General features: G+C 71.9%; 21 protein-coding genes. 11 read left to right on the top strand and 10 right to left on the bottom strand.

All coding sequences use genetic code 11. From position 1 onward, the window contains the following. Positions 1–13: 13 nt before the first annotated feature. The 3 genes from IE290_RS23285 (at position 14) to IE290_RS23275 (ending at position 5,099) form a co-directional block, all read left to right on the top strand. Positions 14–2,989 carry an ATP-binding protein gene (locus IE290_RS23285; RefSeq protein WP_191246796.1) on the top strand — a complete coding sequence of 992 codons (2,976 nt, stop codon included), beginning with the start codon at positions 14–16 and terminating at the stop codon, positions 2,987–2,989. A 69-nt stretch (positions 2,990–3,058) separates the two neighbouring features. Next, on the top strand, positions 3,059–4,456 hold the full coding sequence (locus tag IE290_RS23280) for an FAD-binding oxidoreductase (RefSeq protein ID WP_191246795.1): 1,398 nt from the start codon (positions 3,059–3,061) through the stop codon (positions 4,454–4,456). A gap of 7 nt (positions 4,457–4,463) precedes the next feature. Further along, entirely contained in the window at positions 4,464–5,099 is a 636-nt protein-coding gene (locus IE290_RS23275; RefSeq protein WP_191246794.1) for an HD domain-containing protein, read from the top strand. Here the strand turns inward: IE290_RS23275 and IE290_RS23270 are convergent. Beyond that, entirely contained in the window at positions 5,086–6,009 is a 924-nt protein-coding gene (locus tag IE290_RS23270) for an SDR family NAD(P)-dependent oxidoreductase (protein WP_191246793.1), read from the bottom strand. The two genes, IE290_RS23275 and IE290_RS23270, sit on opposite strands and share 14 nt — an antisense overlap. A gap of 52 nt (positions 6,010–6,061) precedes the next feature. Here IE290_RS23270 and IE290_RS23265 point away from each other — a divergent pair, with 52 nt between their 5' ends. From IE290_RS23265 to IE290_RS23255, 3 genes are all read left to right on the top strand, one after another. Next, on the top strand, positions 6,062–6,472 hold the full coding sequence (locus tag IE290_RS23265) for a MerR family transcriptional regulator (RefSeq protein ID WP_191246792.1): 411 nt from the start codon (positions 6,062–6,064) through the stop codon (positions 6,470–6,472). A 97-nt stretch (positions 6,473–6,569) separates the two neighbouring features. Continuing rightward, a complete protein-coding gene (locus IE290_RS23260; protein WP_191246791.1) occupies positions 6,570–6,830 on the top strand; it encodes an Ada metal-binding domain-containing protein in 261 nt (86 codons plus the stop codon). A gap of 376 nt (positions 6,831–7,206) precedes the next feature. Continuing rightward, positions 7,207–8,193: an LLM class F420-dependent oxidoreductase gene (locus IE290_RS23255; RefSeq protein WP_191246790.1), complete on the top strand. Its 987-nt coding sequence runs from the start codon at positions 7,207–7,209 to the stop codon at positions 8,191–8,193. Here the strand turns inward: IE290_RS23255 and pip are convergent. Further along, a complete protein-coding gene (gene pip / locus IE290_RS23250; protein ID WP_191246789.1) occupies positions 8,174–9,148 on the bottom strand; it encodes a prolyl aminopeptidase in 975 nt (324 codons plus the stop codon). The two genes, IE290_RS23255 and pip, sit on opposite strands and share 20 nt — an antisense overlap. A 38-nt stretch (positions 9,149–9,186) precedes the next feature. Here pip and IE290_RS23245 point away from each other — a divergent pair, with 38 nt between their 5' ends. The 4 genes from IE290_RS23245 to IE290_RS23230 all read left to right on the top strand — a co-directional run bounded on the left by IE290_RS23245 (position 9,187) and on the right by IE290_RS23230 (position 11,463). Continuing rightward, complete coding sequence (locus IE290_RS23245) at positions 9,187–9,666, top strand: MarR family winged helix-turn-helix transcriptional regulator (RefSeq protein ID WP_191246788.1); 480 nt, start codon at positions 9,187–9,189, stop codon at positions 9,664–9,666. A 117-nt stretch (positions 9,667–9,783) separates the two neighbouring features. Further along, positions 9,784–10,125, top strand: coding sequence for a hypothetical protein (locus tag IE290_RS23240; protein WP_191246787.1), 342 nt, complete (start codon positions 9,784–9,786; stop codon positions 10,123–10,125). 46 nt (positions 10,126–10,171) lie between these two features. Continuing rightward, positions 10,172–10,888 carry a class I SAM-dependent methyltransferase gene (locus IE290_RS23235; RefSeq protein ID WP_191246786.1) on the top strand — a complete coding sequence of 239 codons (717 nt, stop codon included), beginning with the start codon at positions 10,172–10,174 and terminating at the stop codon, positions 10,886–10,888. A gap of 14 nt (positions 10,889–10,902) precedes the next feature. Then, positions 10,903–11,463, top strand: a complete 561-nt coding sequence (locus IE290_RS23230) for a DUF4865 family protein (protein ID WP_191246785.1) — start codon at positions 10,903–10,905, stop codon at positions 11,461–11,463. Position 11,464: 1 nt separating this feature from the next. Here the strand turns inward: IE290_RS23230 and IE290_RS23225 are convergent, their stop codons facing one another. Next, entirely contained in the window at positions 11,465–12,007 is a 543-nt protein-coding gene (locus IE290_RS23225; protein ID WP_191246784.1) for an RBBP9/YdeN family alpha/beta hydrolase, read from the bottom strand. 124 nt (positions 12,008–12,131) lie between these two features. Between IE290_RS23225 and IE290_RS23220 the strand changes: the two genes are divergently transcribed. Then, positions 12,132–12,572: an Lrp/AsnC family transcriptional regulator gene (locus IE290_RS23220; protein ID WP_191246783.1), complete on the top strand. Its 441-nt coding sequence runs from the start codon at positions 12,132–12,134 to the stop codon at positions 12,570–12,572. Here the strand turns inward: IE290_RS23220 and IE290_RS23215 are convergent. From IE290_RS23215 to IE290_RS23185, 7 genes are all read right to left on the bottom strand, one after another. After that, positions 12,562–13,752 (bottom strand): RtcB family protein, encoded by a 1,191-nt coding sequence (locus IE290_RS23215; RefSeq protein WP_191246782.1) that lies wholly within the window; start codon positions 13,750–13,752, stop codon positions 12,562–12,564. The two genes, IE290_RS23220 and IE290_RS23215, sit on opposite strands and share 11 nt — an antisense overlap. A 66-nt stretch (positions 13,753–13,818) precedes the next feature. Continuing rightward, positions 13,819–14,226, bottom strand: a complete 408-nt coding sequence (locus IE290_RS23210) for a hypothetical protein (protein ID WP_191246781.1) — start codon at positions 14,224–14,226, stop codon at positions 13,819–13,821. Positions 14,227–14,626: 400 nt separating this feature from the next. Continuing rightward, the gene (locus tag IE290_RS23205) at positions 14,627–15,859 is read right to left on the bottom strand and encodes an MFS transporter (RefSeq protein WP_191246780.1); all 1,233 of its coding nucleotides are present in this window, start codon (positions 15,857–15,859) and stop codon (positions 14,627–14,629) included. Between the two features lie 51 nt (positions 15,860–15,910). After that, on the bottom strand, positions 15,911–16,525 hold the full coding sequence (locus IE290_RS23200) for a TetR/AcrR family transcriptional regulator (RefSeq protein ID WP_191246779.1): 615 nt from the start codon (positions 16,523–16,525) through the stop codon (positions 15,911–15,913). Positions 16,526–16,548: 23 nt separating this feature from the next. Then, positions 16,549–17,895, bottom strand: coding sequence for a phenylacetate--CoA ligase PaaK (paaK, locus tag IE290_RS23195; RefSeq protein WP_191246778.1), 1,347 nt, complete (start codon positions 17,893–17,895; stop codon positions 16,549–16,551). A 13-nt stretch (positions 17,896–17,908) separates the two neighbouring features. After that, positions 17,909–18,292, bottom strand: coding sequence for a hydroxyphenylacetyl-CoA thioesterase PaaI (paaI, locus tag IE290_RS23190; protein WP_191246924.1), 384 nt, complete (start codon positions 18,290–18,292; stop codon positions 17,909–17,911). A gap of 89 nt (positions 18,293–18,381) precedes the next feature. Further along, complete coding sequence (locus IE290_RS23185; RefSeq protein WP_191246777.1) at positions 18,382–19,173, bottom strand: enoyl-CoA hydratase/isomerase family protein; 792 nt, start codon at positions 19,171–19,173, stop codon at positions 18,382–18,384. Positions 19,174–19,203 lie beyond the last annotated feature (30 nt).

Here is a 19,203-nt window from a genome sequence, read left to right as displayed (position 1 = left end):
CTAGGCTGGCTGGATGCTGCGGGTCTCCCTGCTGGGAGAGCAGGCGATCCTCGACGAAGCGGACGGCTCGGTGGTGACCCGTTCGCCGCGGACCGTCGCGCTCGTGGCGTTCCTCGTCGTGCACGCGGGCGTGCCCCAGCCGCGGCAGCGCATCGCCGAGCTGTTCTGGCCCGACTCCGCCGAACCGCAGGCCCTGACGAACCTCCGCCGCGAACTGCACCACCTGCGCCACACCCTCGGCGCGGACTGCCTGGTGGTGACCGGGAAGGACCTGTGCTGGCGGGACACCCCGCAAGTGCGCGTCGACGTGCGCGACTTCCAGCTCGCCTGCGACGCGGCCCGGGGCGGCGACGCGGTCCTCGCGCACGCCCCGGCCGCGATCGCGCTCTACCACGGTGAATTCCTGCCCGGAATCAACGACGAGTGGGTCATCCAGCCGCGCGCCGAACTCGAATCCTCTTGCGTGCGGCTCTGCGATCTGCTGTGCGAGGCCAGGAAGAGCCGCGGCGACCTGCCCGGCGCCGCCGAAGCCGCCCGCCGCCGCATCCAGTTGCGGCCGCTGGAAGAACACGGCTACCGCACGTTGATGGACCTGCAGGCGGCGATGGGTGACCGGGCCAGCGCCGTCAGCACCTACCACCACTGCGCGTCCGTCCTGGAACGCGAACTGGGCGTCGTCCCGGACGAGACGACCCGCCGCGCGCTGCGGCGCCTGCTCGACCGCCCCGTCGCGGGCTCACGCCCCGGCACCACGGGCCTGGTCGGGCGCGCCCGGGAGATGGCCGTCCTGTCGCGGGTCTGGCAGACCGCGGCGGGCGGGCGCCCCGGGCTGGTGCTGGTGAGCGGCGGCGCCGGGGTCGGCAAGAGCCGCCTGGTCGCCGAACTCGCTTCCGCGGCACGCGCGCACGGCGCGGTCGTCGCGGCATCGCAGTGCTTCGGCACGCCCGGACGGCTGCCGCTGGCGCCGGTCGCGGACTGGTTGCGCACCCCCGCGGTGCGGGCCGCGACCGGGAACCTGGAACCGGTGTGGCGCGCCGAGGTGGACCGGCTCGTGCCCGCCGGCCGGTCGCGGAGCGAGCCGGACACCGGGCCCCGCGCGATGGTCGACGCCTGGCAGCGGCACCGCTTCTTCGAAGGGCTCGCGCGGGCGCTCACCGGCACCGGCCGCCCGACGCTGCTGGTGCTGGACAACCTGCAGTGGTGCGACCAGGAAACCCTGGCGTTCCTCACGTTCTGCCTCGGCCTCACCCCGGACGCGCCGGTGCTCGTCGCCGCGACCCTGCGCACCGACGGCGACTGGCCGGACCTGGGCGGGTGGACCACCCGCATGCGCGCCACCGGCCTGCTCACCGAGCTGAGCCTGAACCCGCTCGAGACCAGCGACTCCGCCCGGCTGGCCGAACTGATCTCCGGGCAGCCGCTCGCCCCCGCCGACCGCGCGCTGTTGCAGGCCACCACCGGCGGGTTCCCGCTCTACGTCGTCGAAGCCGTCCGCGGCAAGGCGCTGCCCGGCAGCGACCTCACCGACGTGCTGCGCAACCGCGTCGAGCAGGCCGGTCCCGCCGCGCGCAAGATCGCCGGCCTCGCCGCCGCGGTCGGCCGCGACTTCACGCTCGCGCTGCTCACCGAGGCCAGCGACCTGGAACCGGACACCGTCGTGCAGGCCGTCGACGAGCTGTGGCGGCGCCGCATCATCCACGAGAACGGCGGCGGCTACGACTTCAGCCACGACCTGCTCCGCGACACCGCCTACCGCCTGGTCAGCCCGCCCAACCGCTGGCTGCTGCACCGGCGCATCGCGCAGGCGCTGGAACTGCTGCACGCCGGCGACACCGACCCGGTGTCCGGCCGCCTCGCCGAGCAGTACGCGCGGGGCGGCCGGCCGGACCGCGCGGTCGCCTTCTACCGGCGCGCCGCGGCGCTGGCGTCCGGCACCTTCGCGCACGCCGAGGCGATCCGGCTGCACCAGCAGGCCCTGGACATCGTGCGCGCGCAACCGGACAGCGCCGAGTCCGCCCGCCAGGAACTGGCGATCCTGGAGACGATGGCGGCGCCACTGAACGCGCGCCACGGCTACGCCTCGCCGCGGGTGCAGGAGACGCTGGAACGCACGATCGACCTGGCGAAGCGGCTGGGCCGGCGGGACTCGCTCCTCACCGCACTCGTCGCGCTCTCGGCCTCACGCTACGTGCAGGGCCGCACTGCGGACGCCTACCAGGTCGCCACCACCGTGCTAGACCTCGTGGACCCGGATTCGGAGCTGCGGGCGCAGGCGCACTTCGTGTTCGGCGGGGCCGCGAACACCATGGGCCGTCCGGCCGAGGCGATCCGGCACTTCGACCTCGCGGCGAAACTGACCGGGCAGGTCCCGTCGCTGTCCGTGGGCACCCGCCCGGATGTGCACGCGACCGCGTGGGCCGCGCACGCGCACTGGCTGCTCGGCCACACCGGGGAGGCGCTGGCCGCCTCCCGGGACGCCGTCGACCTCGCCCGGTCCATCGAGCACCCGTACAGCCTGGCCGTCGCGCTGGCCTACGCCGGGATCACCTACCAGATCTGCGACGACCGGGACCGGCTCGGCGACACCGTGCGCGAGCTGGGCGAGCTGTGCGACCGCTACGGGTTCGCCTACTACCGGGAATGGGGCCTGGTGCTGGGCGGCTGGCGGACCGGGCGGTACGAGACCGCCCGCCGGGGCATCGACAACCTGCGCGCGGAGGGTTCGTTCGCGCGGATGCCGTACTGGCTCACGCTGCTGGCCGACCTGTCCGGGCCGGACGCCGCCCGCGCGACCCTGGACGCGGCGATCGTCGCCGGGCAGGCCCGCGACGACGTGTGGTGGCTGCCCGAGGTGATGCGCAAGCGCGCCGCCCTCGACGCGGAGGACACGGCGATCTCCCGGCTGCGTTCCGCGGTGCGGCTCGCCCAGGCGCAGGGCAGCGTCGCGCTGGTGCGGCGGTGCGAGCACGACCTCGGCGTTCGGGCGTGAGCCCACGCGGGCGAACGCTGCGCGAACGCCCGGTCCCTAGCGTCGTGGCGACCCACCCGAGGAGGATTCATGACCACCATCGCCACGGCCCCCTTCGAGGAACTCGCCGCCGTCCTGCGCGGAGACCTCGTGCGGCCGCAGGACCCCAACTACGACGCGGCCCGCGCCGTCTACAACGGGATGATCGACCGGCGGCCCGCCGCGATCGTCCGGGTGCGCGACACCGCCGACGTCGTCGCGTGCGTGAAGTTCGCGCGGGCGCACGACATCACCATCGCCGTCCGCGGCGGCGGCCACAACGCGGGCGGCCTCGGCGTCGCCGACGACGCCCTGGTGATCGATTTCGCGTTGCTGCACAGCACCACCGTCGACCCCGAGCACCACACCGTCCGCGTCGACGCGGGGTGCACGTGGGCCGACGTCGACCACGCCACCGTCCCGTTCGGCATGGCCGTGCCGTGCGGGTTCCTCGGCTCGACCGGCGTCGCGGGGCTCACGCTCGGCGGCGGGGTCGGCTACCTGGCCCGCAAGTTCGGGCTCACCGTCGACAACCTGCTCTCGGCCGACGTCGTGCTGGCCGACGGCACGCTCGTGACCGTGAACGAGACGTCGCACCCGGACCTGTTCTGGGCGCTGCGCGGCGGTGGCGGCAACTTCGGCGTGGTCACGTCGTTCACGTTCCGGGCGCACGACATCGGCGAGCACGGCGTCATCATCGGCGGGCCGGTCCTCTACGACCTGGCCGACACGCCCGACGTGATGCGCTGGTACCGGGAGCTGCTGCCGTCGCTGCCGGAGGAGCTGTCCGGCTGGTTCGGGCTGCTGACGATCCCGCCGGCGCCGCCGTTCCCCGAACAGCTCTGGGGACGCAAGGCGTGCGGCATCGTGTGGTGCTACACCGGGCCGCACGACCGCGCGGACGAGGTGCTGGAGCCGGTGAAGACCTACGGTTCGCCACTGGTGATCGGCTTGCAGGCGATGCCGCACAACGTCCTGCAGACCGCGTTCGACGCGCTCTACCCGGCCGGGCTGCGGTGGTACTGGAAGGCCGACTTCTTCTCCGAGATCACCGACGAGGCGATCGACGTGCACGTCCGGTACGGGCAGACGCTGCCGACGCCGTTCTCCACGATGCACCTGTACCCGATCGACGGCGCCGCGGCGCGCGTGCCGACCGAGTCGACGGCGTTCGGCTACCGCGACGGCGGGTGGGCCGGGGTGATCGTCGGGGTGTCGCCGGAGCCGTCGGATGTGGCGGAGATGACCCGCTGGGCCAAGGACTACTGGTCCGATCTGCACCCGACGTCGGCGGGCGGGGCCTACATCAACTTCATGATGGACGACGAGGGCCAGGATCGCGTGCGGGCGTCCTACCGCGGCAACTACGACCGGCTGGCGCGGATCAAGGCCCAGTACGACCCGGAGAACGTGTTCCACGTCAACCAGAACATCCGCCCCGCGCGATGATGGGTGCGTGCGGACGGAATGGGTGAGCGCGGTACGGGCGCTCGGTGGCGACGGCGATGTGGCGGCGGACGCGGCGGCGGAACTGGCCGCCCGGTACGCGGAGCCGCATCGCCGTTACCACGACACGGCGCACGTGCTCGCGGTGCTGCGGGATTCGGCGGCGCTCGCGGCGGAGCTGCGGTTGCCGCCGGAGGAGCGCGCGGTGCTCACCCTGGCCGCCGCCGCGCACGACGTCGTGTACGACGGGCGGCCGGGTGAGGACGAACGGCGCAGCGCCGAATGGGCGGTCTCGTGGCTGCGCCGGGCGGGGGTGTCTGCCGACCACGTGTCGCGGGTCGAGGAGCTGGTGCTGGCCACGCTGACGCACACGGCCCCGGACGGCGACCTGTCCGCGCTGGCGCTGCTGGACGCCGACCTCGCGATCCTCGGCGCCGACGAAGCCACCTACGACCGCTACCGCGCCGCGGTGTACGCCGAGTACGCCCCGATCTCGAACGAGTTGTGGCGTGCCGGGCGGTCAGCCGTGCTCGCGGACCTGCTGGCGCGGGACCCGCTGTACGCCACGGCGGCCGCCCGGTCGCGGTGGGAAGCCACGGCGAAGGCGAACCTCGCGCGCGAGCTGGCGTCGCTCAGAACGCCGTGACGCCGGTCAGCTCGGCGGACAGTGCCCAGAGCCGCTCGGCCTGCGCGGGGTCCACCGCGTAGTCGCGCACGCCGGCGATCATCTCCGTGCTGTCGGTGGGCTCGGCGATGTCGCAGTCCTCGCAGTAGAGGCCACCGAGGCCGTCGAGCTGGGGTGAGGTCGCGGCCCAGACCTGGGTGGCCGCGCCCTGCTCGGGGGTCTTGAAGCTCGGGTCGGCGGGGTTGCCGTGTTCGTCGATCCAACCCGCGGCCACCATGTCGGCGGTGTCGAGGTGCCGTTGCAGGGGAGTGAGGATCGCGCCCGGGTGCAGGGAGAACGCGCGGGCGCGGTCGCGGCCGAGGACGTCCAGCTGCAGTGCGAAGAGGGCGTTGGCCGTTTTGGACTGGGCGTAGGCGAGCCAGCGGTCGTAGCCGCGGTCGAAGTGGAGGTCGTCCCAGCGGATGGGCGACAGCTGGTGCCCGGCCGAGGCCACCACCACGACCCGCGCGCCCGGGGCGAGGGCCGGCCAGAGGAGGTTGACCAGCGCGAAGTGGCCGAGGTGGTTGACCGCGAAGTGCGACTCCCAGCCCGGTCCGACGCGGGTTTCCGGGGCGGCCATGATGCCGGCGCCGGCGATGAGGATGTCGATGGTGCGGCCGGAGGCGAGGAAGTTCTCCGCGAACCGGCGGACGCTGCCGAGGTCGGCGAGATCGAGTTCGTCCACTTCGGCCGCTTCACGCGCGGCTTCCGGGCGGCGCGCGGGAACGACGACGTGGGCGCCCGCGCGGGTGAGCGCGCGGGTGGCGGCCAGGCCGATGCCGGAGTAGCCGCCGGTGACGATCGCGAGCTTGCCGGTGAGGTCCACCCCGGCGAGGACCTCGTCGGCGGTGGTGCGGGCACCGAAGCCGGTGCCGAGGGGTTTCTGGATCATGCCGGCGACGCTAGGAGTTAGACCGGCGTCTAGGTCAAGTTAGGCTGGGACAGTGGACTTGAGCATCGGCGAGGTCGCGCGGCGGACCGGGCTGAGCGTGCACACGCTGCGGCTGTACGAGCGGGAGGGCCTGCTGGCGAGCCCGGTCTCCCGCGACGCGAGCGGACGCCGCGTCTACCGCGAGGCGGACGTCGAGTGGCTGGAGTACTGCACGCGGTTCCGCGCGTCGGGCATGCCGCTGGAGGCGATCCGCCGGTTCGCGGCCCTGGTGCGGCAGGGGCCGGGCAACGAGTCCGAGCGGCTGGCGTTGCTGCGGGAGCACGAGGAGCGGGTGCGGGAGCGGATCGCCGAGCTGGAGGAGAGCCTCGCGGTGATCCGGCACAAGGTCGCGGTGTACTCGGAGCACGTGGCAGCGGGCCGCGCCACGGGCCTGTGGGAGCCGACCGGGTCTACTGTGGACTGAGGCGGAGACGCGCGGGATACCGGAGATCGGCGCGGCCGCTGACGTCACGACCGAAAGACGCCAGCCGGCCGATCCCGCCCTCGTCAGACTCGAACCGATGGCCTACACCCTGCTCGGCGCCGATGGGCGTTCGTACCGCAGTCCCGTCCCCGGAACCCTCGGTGGGCACCGGCGCCTGCGGATCTACGGTCTGCTCACCTGCCCGTCCGCCCGGCGCGCCCTGGCCCGCGGCCACTACGCCCGCCACCGCGTGTTCTTCGCCGACGAGGAGACCGCCGTCGCCGCGGGGTACCGGCCCTGCGCGGTCTGCCTGCCGGACCGGTACCGCGATTGGCGACGTTCGCCAGCGCCGGGCTGACCACCCCGGAGCCCCGGCCCGGCCGCCGGGTTCGTTGTGTCACACTCTCGGGAGTCGATCTTCTCGCGGCGCACCAGCCGTAACACCAGTAACTCTGGTCGCAGAACCAGGGTGGGCTGCGTGAGTCACACCCGGGGTGTGGTTAGTCTTCGCCAGCGAATGTCGTCGAGACCGTCCCGGGGGGTCAGGTGCGCAAGACCAGTTCACGGCCGTGGCAGCGCCGGCCACCGAGCCCGCAGCCGCCGCCGAGCAAGCCCCAGCCGATGCCGGGCCGCATCAGCCGCTGAGGGGCCCGCGCCACGGCACCGGGCCAAACGTCCGAAAAGGACATGAAGGCTTTTTTCGATCTTCACCCTCGCCCGGCTAGGCTGGGCGCATGCGCTTCGGACTCTTCGTTCCCCAGGGCTGGCGGCTGGACCTGACCGGTATCGAGCCCGCCCGCCAGTGGGAGACCATGCTCGACATCGCCCGGTACGCCGAGAACGGGCCGTACGAGTCGGTGTGGGTGTACGACCACTTCCACACCGTGCCCGCCCCGCTTGCGGAGGCCACGCACGAGGCGTGGTCGCTGATGGCGGCGCTCGGCGCGACCACGAGCCGCGTCCGGCTGGGCCAGATGTGCACCTGCATGAGCTACCGCAACCCGGCCTACCTGGCGAAGGTCGCGGCGACCACGGACGTCATCTCGGGCGGCCGCGTCGAGATGGGCATCGGCGCCGGCTGGTACGAGCACGAGTGGCGGGCCTACGGCTACGGCTTCCCGTCCGCCGGCCAGCGGCTCGGCATGCTCGACGAGGGCGTGCAGATCATGCGGCAGCTGTGGGCCGAGGGCAAGGCGAGCCTGGACGGCAAGTACTACCAGGTCGACGGCGCCCTCTCCTACCCGCTGCCGCTGCAGGACGGCGGGATCCCGCTGTGGATCGCCGGTGGTGGCGAGAAGAAGACGCTGCGGATCGCCGCCCGGTACGCCCAGTACACCAACTTCGCCGGCGCACCGGCGGACTTCAAGCACAAGTCCGAGGTCCTCGCCGCGCACTGCGCCGAGGTGGGCACCGACTTCGACGCCATCGTCCGCTCGGCCAACTACAACGTCGTCATCGGCGAGACCGAGAAGGACGTGGCCGACCGCCTGGCGTGGATCCGGTCGCACTACGAGCCGCACCTGTCCGCCGAGCTGCTCGAGAGCACCGTCGCCTCGTTCGCGAACGGGCCGCTGGTCGGCACCCCCGAGCAGATCGCCGAGCGGCTCACCGAGCTGCGCGGTCTGGGCATGACGTACGCGATCACCTACTTCGCCGACATCGCCTACGACCGCACGTCGGTGGAGCTGTTCACCAACAAGGTCATCCCCGAGCTGGCCTGACCGCGAACTCGTCGAGGGCGGCGCGCATCGCCGCCCGCATCGCGTCGCTGCCGGTGTGGCCGGAATCGTCGATCACGATCAGTTCGGCGTCCGGCCACACCTTGGTCAGCTCCCACGCGGTCTCCACCGGGCCGGACAGGTCGAGCCGGCCGTGGATGAGCTTCCCGGGAATCCCCTTGAGCCGGTGGGCCTCCCGGATCAGCACGCCCTCCTCCAGCCAGGCGGCATTGGAGAAGTAGTGCGCGCAGATCCGGGTCATCGCCAGCAGGTCGCGGGACGGCCGGTCGCTGTAGGAGTTCGGCACGCCGTTGGGTTCCAGCGAAATCGCCGCGTCCTCCCACGTGCTCCAGTCGCGTGCGGCCGTGGCGCGCACCTCGGGATCCGGATCCGCCAGCAGGCGCGCGTACGCGGCGAGGACGTCGAAGGTGTCGCCCTCGACGTCACCGGCTCCGGCCCGGAACCGGTCCAGCTCCGCCGGGAAGAACCGGCCCACCCCGTTGTACAGCCAGTCGATCTCGCGCCGGCGGGTGGTGGTGACCCCGGCGATCACGATCTCGCTGACCCGCTCCGGATACCGCTGCGCGTAGGCGAGTTGCAGCGTCGAACCCCACGAACCGCCGAAGAGCAGCCATTGCTCGACGTCCAGGTGCTCGCGCAGCCGTTCCATGTCCGCGATCAGGTGCTCGGTCGTGTTGTGGGTCAGGTCGGTCGCCGGATCGCTCGCGTGCGGTGTGCTGCGGCCGCAGTTGCGCTGGCTGAACAGGATGATCCGGTAGCGTTCCGGGTCGAAGTAGCCGCGTGAATTGGTCCAGGCGCCCGAACCGGGGCCGCCGTGGACGAACACCGCGGGTTTGCCGTCGGGGTTGCCGCACTCGGCCCAGTGGATCCGGTTGCCGTCGCCGACGTCCAGCATGCCTTCGGTGTGGGGTTCGGCGATGGGGTGGAGCTGGGTCATGGTCCCTCCAGATGCAACAGTGCTGTTATATTAGCGCTGTGACAATCCCCGGTCCCGAACTGCTCGCCACCCGGCTGCGGCACCTGCTGGAACTCCTGGACGGCGACGTCGCCGCCGTCTACGCCGACCTCGGGCTGGCCTGGTTCCGGCCGCGGTTCACGCCGGTGGTCCGGACCCTGGCGACCTCGGGTCCCCAGCCGATCCGGGACCTGGCCGCCGCGATCGGGGTCACCCACTCGGCGGCGAGCCAGACGGTCGCGCAGATGGCCAAGGCGGAACTGGTGACGCTCAGCCCGGGCGCCGACGCCCGCCACCGCATCGTCCACCTGACACCCAAGGCGGAGGAGCTGCTGCCCGTGCTGGACGCGGAGTGGGCGGCGACCACCGCGGCGGCGAAAGATTTCGAAGCCGGGCTGGCCTATCCGCTGAGCCGGCTGGTCGACGAGGCGATCGAGGCGTTGCGTGCGCGGCCCATGCGGCAGCGGATCGCGGACGCGGCGCCGGACCTGGTCCGCTGACCACGAGCAGGTTTCGCGTTCCCTTGACCGGGGTACAACGACGCTCCACGCCCGTTGAAGGAACAGCGGAGGACCGTCTTGCCGGACTCAGCCCAGATCTGTGACAGAACCAGCGGCGTGCCCCTGCTGGGCGCGCCCCACCTCGCCGGGCTCCGGCGGCACCTCCGCGAACTCCTGGGGGAGGAAGACGAGGATGCGGTCGCGCGGGCGCTCGTCGTCGTCGACACCCTCGCCAGTCTCGCCTGCCGTCACGCCCACCCGCCGTTCACCGTCCGGCTGCGGCACACCGAGGGTGTGAGCCTGCGGGCCGAGATCCGCGAGCTGCGGTGCCGCACCTTGCCGGGTCACGCGGCGCTGCGGCTCCCGCTGCACATCCTCGACAGCCTCGCCCGCACCTGGTGCGTCGATCTGCACGACCACCACGGCGTGCTGGTCGCCGAGGTCGACCTGGCCGGCTGAAAAATCCGGTTGCGCGGCCGTCACGGGGCACGTGAGGCTGCCGCACGTGACCGAAGCGTTCTTCGCGTTGTTCCACGGCCTGCCGCGGCAGGGCCCGGGTTCGGACGCCACCACCCTCCGCCTCCTCGAACTCGCCGCGCCGCTGCCCGAGCGGCCCCGCGTGCTCGACCTCGGATGCGGCCCCGGCCGGTCGGCGCTGCTGCTGGCGAAGGCCGGCGCTCGGGTGACCGGCCTCGACACCCACCAGCCGTTCCTCGACGACCTCGCCCGGGCGGCCGACGGGCTCGACGTGGAGACCGTCAACGCCTCGATGGCCGAGCCGCCGTTCCCGGACGGCGCGTTCGACCTCCTGTGGGCCGAGAGCTCGGTGTTCGTGCTGGGGTTCGACAGCGCGCTGCGCACCTGGAAGAGGCTGCTCAAGCCCGGCGGCACGCTCGTCCTCACCGAATGCGAGTGGTCCACCGGCTCACCGTCCGCCGCGGCCCGGGAGTTCTGGGACCCGCAGTATCCACTGCGGACGACCGAGCAGAACACCGCCGCCGCGGAGGCCGCCGGCTACCGGGTGGACGCGGTGCTGCCGCAACCGGACAGCGACTGGTTCGACGAGTTCTACGACCACCTGGAGGCCCGGGCCGACGCCGCCGACACCAGTGATCCCGCGATGGCCCAGGCGGTCGCCGCGGCGCGGGCGGAGATCGCCATGCGGCGCGAGCACGGCGGGGAGTACCAGTACACCGGCTATGTTCTTCGTACATACCAGTAGGTACACTCGCCCGGGTGTACGCCAAGCAGTACGAGATCAGCCTGCCGGCCGACTACGACATGGGCCTCATCCGCAAGCGGGTGGCCGAACGCGGGCACGCCCTGGACGACCGCGCGGGCCTCGGCCTGAAGGCGTACCTCGTCCGTGAGGGTCCGAACCAGTACGCGCCGTTCTACCTGTGGCGCGACACCGGCCGGATGGCCGAGTTCCTGGTGGGCGGTGGTGGTTTCCACAACATCGTGCGGGACTTCGGCCGCCCGGTGGTGCGGCACTGGACGGGCCTGGCGTTCGAACCCGGCCCGGCGTTCGGCACGGTGCCCCGGCGGGCGTCCCGTCTCATCACGCCGATCGCGGAGGGCGACCCGGCGAGCGCGGTCGAAGAGGCGCTCGCCGGGTTGCCGGTGATCGCTCGCGGGACAGGTGTGCACAGCGTGGCGCTCGCGCTGGACCCGCACCACTGGCAGCTGGTGTGGTTCGTCCTCGGTGAGCACGACGGCGAAGCCACCGAGCGGTACGAGGTGCTGCACCTGTCCGCGCCGGAGCTGGCCGCCGTGCGCGTCGGACGGCAGTGGTAGCTCAGCCGGCGACCTCGGCGAGGAGGTCTAGGCCGGCCGTCCACGCGCCGAGGCCGCTGCCGGAGTTGATGTGGCCGTGCCCGGCGAGCACGCGCCGGGGGACTCCCCACGCGTCGGCGAGCGCGGCGGACGCCGCCGGGTCGCAGTAGGGGTCGTCGTCGCTCGCGACGAGCAGGCCGGGGCAGGGCAATGGCAGGGCCCGCAGGTCCGCGAATGTCGGCGCGGCCTGGCGGGGGAACGCCGGTCCCCGCGGATCCGGTGGCGCGACCAGGAAGGCGGCGACGCCGTGCGGTGGTGCCGAGATCAGCCACTCGGCGGCCGCCCAGCAGCCGAGACTGTGCGCCACCAGCACTACCCGGTCGTCACGGCGCACCGCGGCCGTATGGGCGGCCCCGACCGCGCCCACCCAGTCCGCGAGGTCCGGCTCTGCCCAGGAGGCCGGGCCGATCCGGATGGCCGAGGCGCCCCACCGCGCCTCCCACGCGGTCTGCCAGTGCTTCTCGTCCGATCCGTCGATGCCCGGGATGATGACGTACGCGACCAACGTCCACCGCCGCTTCCACTCGTGGCGCCCGCACCTCGCGGCCGCCGACCGAGGGGATTGTCGATGGACCAGCTGTGCGTGACGGGCCTGGCGAGCGATCTCAAGGGAAGTGGCGGCGACAACGATGGAATCACTCGACGAGATCGACCGCGCGATCCTGGAGTTGCTGCAGGCCGACGGCCGGCTCAGCGGCGCCGAGGTGGGCCGCCGGGTGGGGCTGTCCCAGCCGGCGGCCGCCGCGCGCATCCAGCGCCTGGAGAAGAGCGGCGTCATCCTCGGCTACCGCGCCGTCGTCGACCCGGCCGCGGTCGGGTTGAACATCCACGCCGTCGTCCGGTTGCGCACCACGCACGCCCAGCTGGCGAAGGCGCTCGCCCTCGCCGAGCGGATACCCGACGTCGTCTCGACGGTCCGGGTGACCGGCGAGGACTGCCTGCTGTTCGACGTGCACTGCACGCACGCCGAACGGCTCGAGCAGGTCGTGGACTCGCTGGCCCGCTTCGGGCCGGTCACCACGTCGCTCGTGCTGCGCAGCTACCCGCCGAAGCCGCTGCCTACCCCTTGACGCACACCACCTGCTTGAGGTGCGCGACCACCTCGACCAGGTCGGTCTGCGCCCGGATCACCGAATCGATGTCCTTGTAGGCGGCCGGGATCTCGTCGACCACGCCCTCGTCCTTGCGGCATTCCACGCCGTCGGTCTGGGCGGCGAGGTCGGCGGCGGTGAACGTCTTGCGGGCCTTGGTCCGGGACATGCGCCGCCCGGCGCCGTGCGACGCCGAGTGGAACGAGGTCTCGTTGCCGAGGCCGCGCACGATGTAGGAGCCGGTGCCCATGCTGCCCGGGATGATCCCCAGGTCGCCCGATCCGGCGCGGATGGCGCCCTTGCGGGTGACCAGCACGTCCACGCCGTCGTAGGTCTCCTCGGCGACGTAGTTGTGGTGGCACGAGATCGGCTGGTCGAACCGCACGCCCGGCACCGTGTCGGCCACCGCCTGCTGCACGAGCGCGACCATGGTGGCCCGGTTGCGGGCCGCGTACTCCTGAGCCCAGAACAGGTCACGCCGGTAGGCCTCCATCTCCGGGGTGCCGGCGACGAACACGGCCAGGTCGCGGTCCGGCAGGTCCGCGTTGTGCGGCAGCTTGCGGGCGATGTCGATGTGCCGCTTGGCCAGCTCGTTGCCGATGCCGCGCGAGCCGGAGTGCAGCATCAGCCACACACGGCCGGCGTCTGGACCGCCCTGCTCGAGGCAGACCTCGATGAAGTGGTTGCCGCCGCCGAGGCTGCCGATCTGCGCCTGGGCCCGGTCGCGCAGGTTCTGCACGCCGGTGTGCAGGTGCCCGAACGCCTGCCAGAACTCGGTCCAGCCGCCGGTGCCGGGTACGCGGGCGGGGTTGACCGGGGTGCGGTGCATGGCGAAGCCGACCGGAACGGCGTCCTCGATGCGGCGCCGCAGCTTGCCGAGGTCGTCCGGCAGGTCCGCGGCGGTCAGCGACGTGCGGACCGCGCTCATGCCACAGCCGATGTCCACGCCCACCGCGGCGGGGGAGACCGCGTCCCGCATGGCGATCACGCTGCCGACCGTCGCGCCCTTGCCGTAGTGCACGTCCGGCATGACAGCCAGACCGTGCACCCACTTCAGGTTGGCGACGTTGTGCAGCTGACGCATCGCGGCGTCCTCGACGGTCGCCGGGTCGGCCCACATGCGGATCGGCACGCGGGCGCCCTCGACGGCGGTGAACATCGGAAGGTCCTTTCGCTCGGGTGGATCCACAGGGTTACCCGCGAAAGGGTCCAGGGCAACTAGATTTCAGTAGTCGTCGCGGCCGGTCAGCTGTTCCTCGAGCAGCTCGGCAGAGCTGGTGACCAGTGCGAGCGGGTCGACGAACTCGTTGAGGTCCAGGTTCGCCAGCGGCAGCGAGTGCCGGAGCACCAGGTACTCACCCATGACGACCACCCCGCCGACGACGGTGGTGTGCCCGACCTCGGCGAGCACCGCGACGACGTCCACTTCGTCCACCCGCGCGAACGGGGTCGCGATCTGGATCCACTCGTCGCGCCGATCGAGAACCTCCCGCGCGATGACCACGATCTGGGTGCGCTCTTCCTCCTCGGGATCCGACTGGAAGCGAATCCGGATGCGCAGTTCGTCCGGTTCGTCCCGGATCACCTTGTACTGCTGCCGGATGAACGTCGCGAGATCGCGCCAGCTCGTCACCCCAGGAGTTCCCTTCTTCGTGCCCGGATGGTCACGGGAAGTGAAGCACAGATGATCCAGCAACGGGACGACACCACGAAAACCACGTACAAAACCGGCGGCCGGGAACGGAAGTGGACGGCCCCGACCCGGCCCGCACCCCACCTCACCAACCGCAAGCCGGCAACGGAAGAAGACCGACTACCCCAACCAGACCTCCCCCGCCCCCGATCCACAGCCGATCTTTGGTCGCCGACCAGGCGTGTCAAGGTACTCTTTCCCGCCTTGACACGCCTGCTCGGCGACTGAAACACAATCAGGCATCGGGGGCGGGGGTGGTCGTAAGGTGACCTTTGGCGCCGTAAGGCGCTCTCCGCCCGCAGGGCGGACTCTTCGCCAGCCGAAGGCGCGGCTTTAAAGATCAAAAGATGTCCTCGCCGGACGGGCAGGCTCCGGGATGACCACCCAGCTCCGCTGTGTTCACGGCGCGGCGCTGCCGCACCGTGGACACCGTCCAGATCGCCAGCCCGATCATCGGCAGCGCCGCGCCGAACAGGCACGGGCCCACCCAGCCGAACGCGTCGTACAAGCTCCCCGCTACTGCCGACGCCACTGCGCCGCCGACGAAGATCGTTGTCATGAACACCGTGTTGATCCGGGCTCGCGCGTCCTCCCTCAAGCCGTAGATCTCCCGCTGCGAAAGCACCTGGTGGCCCTGCACCGCGAGGTCCAGCACGACCCCGGCCAGCGCCAGCACCACCAGCGAACCCGCCCCGAGCCAGGCCATCACCATCGCCACCGCGGCCAGGCCCAGCGCGAACCCGCTGCCGATCCGGCCGTGTCCGCGGTCGCCCAGCCGTCCGGCCAACGGCGCGGCCGCCGCGCCGGCCGCTCCGACCAGCGCGAACACCCCGACTTCGGTCTGCGTCAAGCCGTGCCGTCCGACCAGCTCGAACGCCACCGAGGTCCAAAACGCCGAAAACGCCCCGAACATCAGCGCCTGGCAGATCGCGCGCCGCCGCAGCGCCGGCTCCTCGCGCGCCAGCGTCAGGATCGACCGCATCAGCCGCGGGTAGCCCGCATCGTGACTGGGCTTGCGGTGGGGCAGCATCCGGCGCACCGCGATCGCCACCACCAGCATCAGCACCGCCGACACGAAGTAGATCGTGCGCCACCCGAACGCCCCGGCGACCAGGCTGGACAGCGTCCGCGCCAGCAGGATCCCCAGCAGCAGCCCGGTCATCACCGTGCCCACGAACCGGCCGCGCTGCTCCTCCGGCGCCAGGTGCGCCGCGAACGGGATGAGGATCTGCGCCACCACCGACGTCACCCCGATGAGCACCGACGCCGCCAGGAACACCCCGAACACCGGCGCCACCGCCGCGACCACCAGCGCCAGCGCGGTGAACACCAGCGTCCGCGAGGCCAGCGCCCGGTTCTCCACCAGATCCCCGAGCGGCATGAGCAGCGCCAGGCCGGCCGCGTACCCGAGCTGGGTCAGCGTCACCACCAGCGCGGCACTGCCCTGGCTCACGCCGAACGCGGTCGCGATCTCGGCCAGCAGCGGCTGGGCGTAGTACAGGTTCGCGACCGTGGTGCCGCACGAGAACGCGAGCACCACCATGATCAGCCGCAGGTTGCGGTTATCTGGCATGACAGTGCCGACACGCGTCGCGGCCGCGAGATTCCCGGTGTGGCGAAAGTCCTATGCGGACCGGATCCGCAACCCGTCGAACGCCACCGCCGCCACAGTCTCGGCCAGCTGGTCAGCGCTCTGCCCGCCGCGCGGCCGGTACCACTCGATCAGCGAGTTGACCATGCCGAACAGCAGCCGGGCCGCGGTCGGCGGGTCGATGTCCGGCCGCAGGTCACCCTCGTCGACGGCCTTGGTGACCAGCTCGGACACGATGTGGTCGAACTCGCGACGACGGGACAGCGCGTCCCGCTCCACCTTGGTGTTGCCGCGCACGCGCAGCAGCAGCGTCACGAACGGCAGCCGGTCCACCAGCACCCGCACACTGCCCCGCACCAGGTACTCCAGCCGGTCCACCGCGCGCCCGTCGACCGAATCCAGCTCGGCCACGATCTCGAACAGCCCGTCCAGCGCCCGGTTCACCGCCAGCCGCAGCAGTTCCTGCTTGCTGGGCACGTGGTGGTAGATGGCGGACTTCGTGATGCCCAGCTTGCGCGACAGGTCCTCCATGCTGGTGCCGTCGTAGCCGCGCTCGTTGAACAGCTTGACCGCGACCGCCAGCAGGGACTCCAGGTCGTAACCCGGCCTGCCGCGCCGGGCGGGCCGGGCCGGAGGTGCGGTCGTCATGGCCCCAGTATCCCAACCGGTGCTCAGGCCGGCGGCCGCTGGTCGATCACGCGGCGCAGCTTGCCCATCGACCGTTCCAGCGTGTCCGGGTCGAGCACCTCGACGCCGACGCTGACCCCGACGCCGTCCTTGACCCGCGCGGCGATCTCGGCCGCCGCGCCGCGACGACGGTCCTCCGGGGTGTCGTGCCGGGCCTCCACCAGGACGGTGAGGTGGTCCATCCGGTCCTTTTTGGTCAGCTTGAGCTGGAAGTGCGGCGCCAGGCCCTCGGTGGCGAGCACGATCTCCTCGATCTGCGTCGGGAACACGTTGACCCCGCGCAGGATGATCATGTCGTCGCTGCGGCCGGTGACCTTGTCCATGCGCCGGAACGCCGGCCGCGCGGTGCCCGGGCGCAGCGCGGTCAGGTCCCGCGTGCGGTAGCGGATGACCGGCATCGCCTGCTTGGTCAGCGAGGTGAACAGCAGCTCACCGGTCTCGCCTTCGGGCAGCACGTTCCCCTCGACCGGGTCGACCACCTCGGGGTAGAAGTGGTCCTCCCAGATGTGCAGGCCGTCCTTGGTCTCCACGCACTCCTGCGCCACGCCCGGCCCCATCACCTCGGACAGGCCGTAGATGTCCACGGCGTGCAGGTCCATCCGCTGCTCGATCTCGCGCCGCATCTGCTCGGTCCACGGCTCCGCGCCGAAGATGCCCACCCGCAGTGACGACGACGCCGGGTCGATGCCCTGGCGCTCGAACTCGTCCAGCAGCGTCAGCATGTACGACGGGGTCACCATGATGACCTCGGGCCGGAAGTCGGTGATGATCTGCACCTGCCGCGCGGTCATGCCGCCGGAGGCGGGGATCGCGGTGCAGCCCAGCTTCTCCACGCCGTAGTGTGCGCCGAGCCCGCCGGTGAACAGGCCGTAGCCGTAGGCCACGTGCACCTTGTGCCCGGGACGGCCGCCCGCCGCGTAGATCGAGCGGGCCATCACGGTGGCCCAGGTGTCGATGTCGGCCTCGGTGTACCCGACGACGGTCGGCTTGCCGGTGGTGCCGCTGGAGGCGTGGATGCGGCGCACCTGCTCCTGCGGCACGGCGAACATGCCGAACGGGTAGTTGTCGCGCAGGTCGTGCTTGGTGGTGCAGGGGAACTTCGCCAGGTCGGCCAGCTCGCGGCAGTCGTCCGGGTGCACCCCGGCCTCGTCGAACTTGCGGCGGTAGAACGGCACGTTCTCGTACGCGTGCCGGAGTGTCCACTGCAGACGCTCCAGCTGGGTGGCGCGCAGCTCGTCGACGCTCATCCGCTCGGCGGCGGTCAGGTCGTCCGGCGCCGGCGCGGTGCCGAGGCGCTTGGCGTGGGGCACGTCGCTGTGCGTGGTCGTCATGGGGACCGGCTCCTCAGTTCTTCCCGATCGTGCGGCTGCGGCCGCGGAATTCGGCGATCACCTCGCGACCGGTGCCGGTCTCGCGGTGCACCGTGACGTCGTAGATGCCGTTGCGTCCGTAGCGCGTGCGTTCCTCGGCCGTGGCGACCAGCCGGTCACCGAGCCGGGCGCTGGCGACGAACGAGATCTCCGCCCCCGCCGCGACCGTGACCGGGCCGTGGCTGTTGCACGCGCACGCGAACGTGGTGTCGGCCAGCAGGAAGATGTAGCCGCCGTGGGCGATGGCGTGCCCGTTGACCATCTGCTCGGTGACCGTCATGCGGGCGACCGCCCGGCCACCGCCGGCTTCGACGAGTTCGATGCCGAGCGACTTCGACGCGACGTCGTCGGCGAACATCGCCTGCGCGGCTTGGGACACGGCAGCACTGCCTTCCGTCGTTACTGACCGAATGGACGGTTAATAATGTGCGCCTCGCGGCGGCACTGTCAAGCCCCTTGGAACACCGGCTTCGACTTGCTCAGAAAGGCTTCGACCGCGCCGCGGTGGTCGTCGGTGAGACCCAGCCGCGCCTGCGCTTCGCCCTCCAGGCGCAGGACTTCCGGCAGTGGCGCACCCCAGGACGCCGCCAGCGCGCGCTTGGCTTCGGCGTAGGCGAGTGTCGGGCCGGCGGCCAGGCGCGCGGCGAGTTCGGCGGCGGTCGAGGCGACCTGGTCGGCGGGGACGACCCGCCCGGCGATGCCCCACTCCGCGGCCTGCGCGGCGGTGAACGTTTCACCGAGCAGGACCAGTTCGCTCGCCCTGGCCGCGCCGACCGCACGCGCGAGCGTGGCGGACAGCCCGGAGTCGCAGGTCAGCCCGATGCCGGTGAACGCGGTGCCGAACTTCGCGGTGTCCGCGGTCACCCGCAGGTCGCAGGCCAGGGCGAACCCGAGCCCGGCGCCGACGCAGGTGCCGTTGACGGCCGCGACCACCGGTTTCGGCATGGTCGCCAGCGCGGTGACGATCGGGTTGTAGTGCTCGTCGATGGTGGCGAACGCGGTCGCCGGGTCGGCCCGCAGCGCGTCGGCGTGCTCGGCCAGGTCCTGGCCCACGCAGAACGCCCGGCCGGTGCCGGTGAGAACGACCGCGCGGACCGCCTCGTCCGCGGACAGGCGCTCGAGCGCGTCCCGCAGGCCGGTCTTCAGCTCGCTGGTGAGCGCCGGCCGGAGCAGGGTCACGGTGGCCACGGCGCCTTCGCGGGAAACGGAAACAACGTCGCTGGTGCTTTCGTCAGCCATGCCGAGACGCTACCATGACTTCCTGAACGT

Source organism: Amycolatopsis deserti (assembly GCF_014653945.1).
Lineage (GTDB): Bacteria > Actinomycetota > Actinomycetes > Mycobacteriales > Pseudonocardiaceae > Amycolatopsis_E > Amycolatopsis_E deserti.
Note: the sequence above shows the minus strand (reverse complement) of the source record. Positions and strands in the feature narration are given on the sequence as shown.